This is a genomic window from Bifidobacterium cuniculi (genome assembly GCF_000741575.1).
Classification (GTDB): domain Bacteria; phylum Actinomycetota; class Actinomycetes; order Actinomycetales; family Bifidobacteriaceae; genus Bifidobacterium; species Bifidobacterium cuniculi.
This window is the reverse complement of sequence record NZ_JGYV01000020.1, coordinates 1-1,020: the sequence shown is the minus strand read 5'-3', so window position 1 is coordinate 1,020 and position 1,020 is coordinate 1. Positions and strand designations below refer to the sequence as shown.

At 60.1% G+C, this 1,020-nt stretch carries 2 protein-coding genes; both read left to right on the top strand.

The window, feature by feature from the left end:
* The coding region (locus BCUN_RS11985; protein ID WP_238552373.1) for a transposase at positions 1–523 on the top strand (523 nt) is incomplete at its 5' end.
* A 104-nt stretch (positions 524–627) separates the two neighbouring features.
* A partial coding sequence (locus BCUN_RS08935; RefSeq protein ID WP_034258620.1) for a recombinase family protein occupies positions 628–1,020 on the top strand: 393 nt, incomplete at its 3' end.

Genomic DNA, 1,020 nt, shown 5'->3' with positions numbered 1-1,020 from the left:
CGCCCTCACCCACGGGCCCGAACAAGTCAGGACGCTCGTGGTCGAGCGCCTCTTCCGGGGAGGCGGCATGAGCAGGCGCATGAACCGGCTCATCACCCGCACCGGGCGCGCCGTCTTGAAGCGCAAACTCGAATCCATACAGGAAAGCGCGGGCATCCAAGTCGAACAGGTACCCGCACAATACACGTCACAGGAATGCTCCGGCTGCGGCTACACCAGTAAACGCAACAGGCCCAGCCGAGCCAGATATGCTTGCCGTTTCTGCGGCAAAACCATGCACGCCGACATCAACGCGGCCCGTGTCATCCAATCACGACGTTCGTGGCAGCAACCGGACAACATGGGCCCCAAGGCGCGCACCAACACCCGCCAACTACTCGACCAACGCTTCCAACACCGTTGGAACAGGCCGATGGAAGGCGCGGTCCCGGACGTTACAGGCGCTCCGGGCGCCCATCGAACCGCAACAGCCAACGGGGAGACGGACGGAACTAGCAAATACCATGCTTTGGTACAAAACTAGCTACTGTGTTCCTCTCCTAGTTTTCGGTGGTGTCGGTGGCAAGGGTGTTGTAACTATTTTCTGATTCTATCATGTTCTGACCTATTTATGGTATACTGGGTACCATGAAATTATCCCAGTATGCGCGCAATGAGGGTATCACCTACAAGGGTGCGTACCTGCGGTGGAAGAAGGGGCGTATTCCCGGCGCATACTTGGACGGGACGGGGCACGTGGTCGTGCCGGACCCGAAGGTCGAGAACCTGAGGAACGCGGCCGTGTATGCGCGCGTGTCCACGAACCGGCAGAAAGAGGACTTGGAGCGTCAGGCCGAGCGCATGGCCGCATTCGCCAATGCCGCCGGGTACCGGGTCGTCAAGGTCGTCAAGGAAGTCGGTTCCGGCGTCAACGACCATAGGGTCAAGCTCACGCGCCTGCTGGAATCCGACGAATGGGGCACCTTGGTCGTGGAACACAAGGACCGGTTGACCCGTGTCGGGTTCGAATGGTTCCGCGTC